This window comes from Actinoplanes sp. OR16, from assembly GCF_004001265.1.
Classification (GTDB): domain Bacteria; phylum Actinomycetota; class Actinomycetes; order Mycobacteriales; family Micromonosporaceae; genus Actinoplanes.
Genome location: NZ_AP019371.1, coordinates 121,303 through 127,500, shown reverse-complemented (window position 1 = coordinate 127,500; position 6,198 = coordinate 121,303). Strand labels below are relative to the sequence as shown.

Sequence of the window (6,198 nt, the reverse complement as noted above, 5' to 3'; positions counted from 1 at the left end):
GCTAAGTGGAAAAGGATGTGGGATCGCATGGACAACCAGGAGGTTGGCTTAGAAGCAGCCACCCTTTAAAGAGTGCGTAATAGCTCACTGGTCAAGTGGTTCCGCGCCGACAATGTAGCGGGGCTCAAGCACACCGCCGAAGCTGTGGCATTCACACATTAACTCCGCTCCAGGATTCGTCTTGGTGTGCAGGTGTGTGGATGGGTAGGGGAGCGTCGTGTTGCGGGTGAAGCGGCGGAGTGATCCAGCCGTGGACGCTACACGAGTGAGAATGCAGGCATGAGTAGCGAATGAAGGGTGAGAACCCCTTCCGCCGGATGACCAAGGGTTCCAGGGGCAGGCTAATCCGCCCTGGGTGAGTCGGGGCCTAAGGCGAGGCCGAGAGGCGTAGTCGATGGATAACGGGTTGATATTCCCGTACCCGCAAAGGAGCGCCAACGACGAACCTCACTGTACTAAGCACGCGAAGTGCCGGCGGTCTTCGGACCTAGGGCATGGAGTCTGTGACCTCGGTGGGTAGTAGTTGAGTGATGGGGTGACGCAGGAAGGTAGATGATCCCGGCCGGTGGTTGTGCCGGGGTAAGCGTGTAGGCCGTACCGTAGGCAAATCCGCGGTGCATGTGGCTGAGACGTGATGCCGAGCCGTTCTGGTGAAGTCATTGATCCTATGCTGCCGAGAAAAGCCTCTAGCGATGTTCCGAGCGGCCCGTACCCTAAACCGACACAGGTGGTCAGGTAGAGAATACCGAGGCGACGGGTGAACTGTGGTTAAGGAACTCGGCAAATTGCCCCCGTAACTTAGGGAGAAGGGGGGCCGGACGCGTGAAGCCCCTTGCGGGTGGAGCGTGGTATGGCCGCAGAGAGCAGGGGGAAGCGACTGTTTACTAAAAACACAGGTCCATGCGAAGTCGTAAGACGATGTATATGGACTGACGCCTGCCCGGTGCTGGAACGTTAAGGGGACCTGTTAGCCAGCAATGGCGAAGCGGAGAACTTAAGCGCCAGTAAACGGCGGTGGTAACTATAACCATCCTAAGGTAGCGAAATTCCTTGTCGGGTAAGTTCCGACCTGCACGAATGGCGTAACGACTTCCCCACTGTCTCAACCACAGGCCCGGCGAAATTGCAGTACGAGTAAAGATGCTCGTTACGCGCGGCAGGACGGAAAGACCCCGGGACCTTTACTATAGCTTGACATTGGTATCCGAATTAGCTTGTGTAGGATAGGTGGGAGCCGGTGAAGCTTGGACGCCAGTTCAGGTGGAGGCATTGTTGAAATACCACTCTGGTTGGTTTGGGTATCTAACTTGCGGCCCTGATCGGGTCGAGGGACAGTGTCTGGTGGGTAGTTTAACTGGGGCGGTTGCCTCCTAAAGGGTAACGGAGGCGCCCAAAGGTTCCCTCAGCCTGGTTGGCAATCAGGTGTTGAGTGTAAGTGCATAAGGGAGCTTGACTGTGAGACTGACGGGTCGAGCAGGGACGAAAGTCGGGACTAGTGATCCGGCACTTGCGTGTGGAAGCGGTGTCGCTCAACGGATAAAAGGTACCCCGGGGATAACAGGCTGATCTTCCCCAAGAGTCCATATCGACGGGATGGTTTGGCACCTCGATGTCGGCTCGTCGCATCCTGGGGCTGTAGCAGGTCCCAAGGGTTGGGCTGTTCGCCCATTAAAGCGGTACGCGAGCTGGGTTTAGAACGTCGTGAGACAGTTCGGTCCCTATCCGCCGTGCGCGTTGGATACTTGAGAAGGGCTGTCCCTAGTACGAGAGGACCGGGACGGACGAACCTCTGGTGTGCCAGTTGTTCTGCCAAGGGCACGGCTGGTTGGCTACGTTCGGAAGGGATAACCGCTGAAAGCATCTAAGCGGGAAGCCTGCTTCGAGATGAGGTATCCCACCACCTTGAGTGGGTAAGGCTCCCAGGAGACTACTGGGTTGATAGGCCGGAGATGTAAGCACGGTAACGTGTTGAGTTGACCGGTACTAATAGGCCGAGGGCTTAACCACCCTAAATTTTCTGCTTGCGTCCACTGTGTGATTCACAGCAAACGAACAACCACCTCGTTTGCCGGCTCTCGGGCCGGCGCGGGTTGCTGGTTCTTCGCTGTGCTGAAAGGTGTTTCGGTGGTCATAGCGGAGGGGAAACGCCCGGTTACATTCCGAACCCGGTAGCTAAGCCCTCCAGCGCCGATGGTACTGCACTCGGGAGGGTGTGGGAGAGTAGGACGCCGCCGGACTCAACGTGATGGTCGAGGGCCGCCCCAGCTCGGGGTCGGCCCTCGACTGCGTTTAAGACAGATTCTCCGAGTAACTTTGTGTGTTGACGCTTGGCCGCCCGCTCCGAGGGCCTGCCGCCGTACTGGAAGGAATGATCCGTGACTGAAGGACCGCAGGACGGCGGCTCCAGCAACCGCGACGACGATCGTCGTCCCGGAGGCGGTCGCGATGGTGGTGACCAGCGCCGCGGTGACCGCGGCGGCTACCAGGGCGGCGACCGCGGAGGATCTCGCGGCTACCAGGGCGGCGACCGAGGCGGCTACAACCGCGGTGGCGACCGTGACCGTGGGGGCGACCGGGGCGGCTACAGCCGTGGCGGCTCGCAGGGCGGCGACCGAGGCGGTTTCCGTGGCGGCGACCGTGACCGTGGCGGCTACCAGGGTGGCGGCGACCGCGGTGCCGATCGTGGCGGATTCAGCCGTGGTGGCGACCGCGACCGAGGCGGCTACCAGGGCGGCCAGCGCTCGGTAGGCGGCGGCGACCGTGGTGGTTTCCGTCCCCAGGGTGGCGGCTTCCGTGGTGACCGTCCGCAGGGCGACCGTGGCGGGTTCAACCGTGACGACCGTGGTGGCTTCAGCCGTGGTGGTGACCGTCCTCAGGGCGGTGGCTTCCGTGGCGATCGTCCGCAGGGTGACCGTGGCGGTTACCAGGGTGGCGGCGACCGTGGTGCCGATCGTGGTGGATTCAGCCGTGGTGGCGACCGCGATCGTGGTGGCTACCAGGGCGGCGGCGACCGTGGTGGTTTCCGTGGTGGTGACCGTCCGCAGGGCGGTGGCTTCCGGGGCGATCGTCCGCAGGGTGACCGTGGCGGTTACCAGGGTGGCGGCGACCGCGGTGGTTTCCGTGGTGGCGACCGTGACCGTGGCGGCTACCAGGGCGGTGGCGACCGTGGTGGTTTCCGTGGTGGCGACCGTCCCCAGGGTGGCGGCTTCCGTGGCGATCGTCCGCAGGGCGACCGGGGTGGCTACCAGGGCGGCGGCGACCGTGGTGGTTTCCGGGGTGGTGACCGTCCCCAGGGTGGCGGCTTCCGTGGTGACCGTCCGCAGGGCGACCGTGGCGGGTTCAACCGTGACGACCGTGGTGGCTTCAGCCGTGGTGGTGACCGTCCGCAGGGCGGTGGCTTCCGTGGTGACCGTCCGCAGGGTGACCGTGGCGGTTACCAGGGTGGCGGCGACCGAGGTGCCGATCGTGGTGGATTCAGCCGTGGTGGCGACCGTGACCGTGGCGGTTACCAGGGTGGCGGCGACCGCGGAGGTTTCCGGGGCGGTGACCGTCCGCAGGGCGGTGGCTTCCGTGGCGATCGTCCGCAGGGCGACCGCGGTGGCTTCAACCGTGACGACCGCGGTGGCGACCGGGGTGGCTTCCGTGGTGACCGTCCCCAGGGCGACCGGGGTGGCTACCAGGGTGGCGGCGACCGTGGTGCCGATCGTGGTGGATTCAGCCGTGGTGGCGACCGGGACCGTACCGGTGGCCCTCGCGAGGGCTTCCAGGGCGACCGTGGTGGCTTCAGCCGTGGTGGTGACCGTCCTCAGGGCGGTGGCTTCCGTGGTGACCGTCCGCAAGGCGACCGTGGTGGCTTCAACCGTGACGACCGGGGTGGCTTCCGTGGTGACCGTCCCCAGGGCGACCGTGGTGGCTACCAGGGCGGCGGCGACCGTGGTGCCGACCGTGGTGGATTCAGCCGTGGTGGCGACCGTCCCCAGGGTGGCGGCTTCCGTGGCGACCGTGACCGGGGCGGTTACCAGGGTGGCGGCGACCGTGGCGGCTACCAGGGTGGTGGCGACCGGGGTGGTTTCCGCGGTGACCGGGACCGGGGTGGGTTCAACCGGGACGAGCGTGGTGGGTTCGGCCGGGACGGCGAGAACGGGCGTCCTCAGGACGACCGCGAGGCCGGGCTGCCGCCGTTCCAGTCGCCGGACATCCCCGAGGACATCGTCGCGACCGACCTCGACGAGGAAGTGCGTGCGGAGCTGAACTCGCTGGCCCGCGAGATGGCCGACAAGGTCGCCCGGCACCTCGTGGCGGCCGGCCAGATCATCGACGAGGACTCCGAGCTCGCGCTGCAGCACGCCATCGCTGCGCGGCGTCTGGCGTCCCGGATCGCCGTGGTGCGTGAGGCCGTCGGTCTCGCCGCCTACGCGGCCGGTGACTGGACCACCGCCATCGCGGAGCTGCGCACCTACCACCGGATGACCGGGCGGCAGACGCATCTCGCCGAGCTGGCCGACTGCGAGCGGGCGCTGGGCCGGCCGGAGCGGGCGATCGACCTGTTCCGCGGCGCGGACGTGGCGAAGCTGGAGAAGAGCGGCGCGATCGAACTGCTGATCGTGGCGGCCGGCGCCCGGGGTGACCTGGGTCAGCACGACGCGGCCGTGGCGATGCTGCAGGTCAAGGAGCTCACCACCGAAGAGGACGCGGAGTGGGCCGCACGCCTGCGGTATGCGTACGCGGACGCCTTGCTCGCGGCGGGTCGCCGGGAAGAAGCACGGGAGTGGTTCGCCCGGGCCGCATCGGTCGACGAGGATCAGCTGACCGACGCGGCGGAGCGTCTGCTCGAGCTCGACGGAGTCGCCATCGAGGGTGACGACGACGATGCCGACGAGGAGACCGAGGCCGCGCTGGGTGAGGGTGGCCCGGAGACCCGGTCGGAGGACGACGACGACTCCGAGGGCACCGCTGCCGAGGAGTTCGACGACGAGGACGAAGACGACGAGCCGGTCGCGGTGAGTGACGCGGATGACGACGTCGAGGACGACGAGGACGACGAGCCCGTCGCGGTGAGCGACGCGGACGAGGACGAGTCGGCTGAGCTGTCCGAGACCGACGTCAACACCGACGCCCTCGACGCCGAGGATGAGAAGAAGCAGGCTGACGAGTTCAGCGCCAAGGCTGACGACCCGGAGCAGCCGAAGGCATGAGCGACCACCTCGCCGGCGGCTACGACCTGGTCGTCTTCGACCTGGACGGCGTTGTCTTCCTGATCGACAAGCCGATCCCGGGCGCTGCTGAAGCGGTCGAGCGGCTTCGGTCGGACGGGACGCCGATCGCGTACGCGACGAACAACGCGTCGCGACGATCCGCCGACGTGGCAGCGTTGCTGACCGGCATGGGTGTGAGCGCCGCGCCGGCTGAGGTTCTGACCTCGGCCGGCGCGTCCGCCGCTCTCCTCGCCGAACGCCTGCCGGCCGGTGCTCCGGTGCTGGTGGTGGGCGCTGAGGCGTTGCGGGCCGAGGTTCGCGACGCCGGGCTCGTTCCGGTGGCTTCGGCCGAGGACGAGCCCGTCGCCGTCGTTCAGGGGTACGGGCCCGAGGTCGGCTGGAAGATCCTCTCCGAGGCGGCGCTCGCCGTACGGGCCGGCGCCACCTGGATCGCCACGAACACCGACCGCACCCTGCCGAGCCCGCGTGGTCCGCTGCCGGGCAACGGCTCGCTGGTGGCGGTCCTGCGTACCGCTCTCGATCGTGACCCGGACGTGGTCGTCGGCAAGCCGCAGCCCGGGTTGTTCACGACGGCCGCGACGCTGTCGAAGGCCGAGCGTCCCCTGGTGGTCGGCGACCGCCTGGACACCGACATCGAGGGCGCGGTCCGGGCCGGCATGGACAGCCTGCTGGTCCTGACCGGCGTCAGCGGCCCGGCCGATCTGCTGGCGGCGCCGCCGGAACGCCGCCCCACCTATGTGGCAGCGGATCTGTCCGGCCTCTTCCGCCCGTCGGACGAGGCCCGCCTGCTCGGATCCGGCACCGAAGCCGGAGGGTGGCGGGTCGCCCGCAGCGGGGATCGTGCCGTCCTCGAAGGCGCCGGTGAGCCGGTCGATGCTCTGCGTCTGCTGTGTGCTCTGACCTGGGACGGCGTGTCGTTCGCCGCCGTCGAGGCCGGTTCGCCGGAAGCGGGCGGCCTGCTCGAGGCCTGGAGCGCCTGACC

Annotated in this window: 3 protein-coding genes and 2 rRNA genes (1 of these 5 only partly in view); 4 read left to right on the top strand and 1 reads right to left on the bottom strand. The window is 66.8% G+C overall.

Translation table 11 applies throughout. The features are described 5' to 3' along the window. Together EP757_RS00580 and rrf are read left to right on the top strand one after the other, a co-directional pair. Positions 1-2,007: ribosomal RNA gene (locus EP757_RS00580) — 23S ribosomal RNA — on the top strand; it begins 1,109 nt to the left of the window's first position. 113 nt (positions 2,008-2,120) lie between these two features. Continuing rightward, positions 2,121-2,237 (top strand): 5S ribosomal RNA (gene rrf, locus EP757_RS00575). Here rrf and EP757_RS44565 read toward each other — a convergent pair. Beyond that, positions 2,238-4,292, bottom strand: coding sequence for a hypothetical protein (locus EP757_RS44565; protein ID WP_160165746.1), 2,055 nt, complete (start codon positions 4,290-4,292; stop codon positions 2,238-2,240). It abuts the rRNA gene before it with no gap. On the opposite strand from EP757_RS44565, the gene EP757_RS00565 reads away from it, so the two are divergent. Together EP757_RS00565 and EP757_RS00560 are read left to right on the top strand one after the other, a co-directional pair. Next, positions 4,269-5,195 carry a Replicase polyprotein 1ab gene (locus tag EP757_RS00565; RefSeq protein WP_127542257.1) on the top strand — a complete coding sequence of 309 codons (927 nt, stop codon included), beginning with the start codon at positions 4,269-4,271 and terminating at the stop codon, positions 5,193-5,195. The two genes, EP757_RS44565 and EP757_RS00565, sit on opposite strands and share 24 nt — an antisense overlap. Further along, positions 5,192-6,196 carry an HAD-IIA family hydrolase gene (locus EP757_RS00560; protein WP_127542256.1) on the top strand — a complete coding sequence of 335 codons (1,005 nt, stop codon included), beginning with the start codon at positions 5,192-5,194 and terminating at the stop codon, positions 6,194-6,196. Before EP757_RS00565 ends, EP757_RS00560 begins: the two co-directional genes overlap by 4 nt. Positions 6,197-6,198 lie beyond the last annotated feature (2 nt).

Coding starts and splice junctions, on each gene's coding strand:
- EP757_RS00565 (WP_127542257.1), top strand. CDS start 4,269: ATGGCCGACAAGGTCGCCCGGCACCTCGTGGCGGCCGGCCAGATCATC.
- EP757_RS00560 (WP_127542256.1), top strand. CDS start 5,192: ATGAGCGACCACCTCGCCGGCGGCTACGACCTGGTCGTCTTCGACCTG.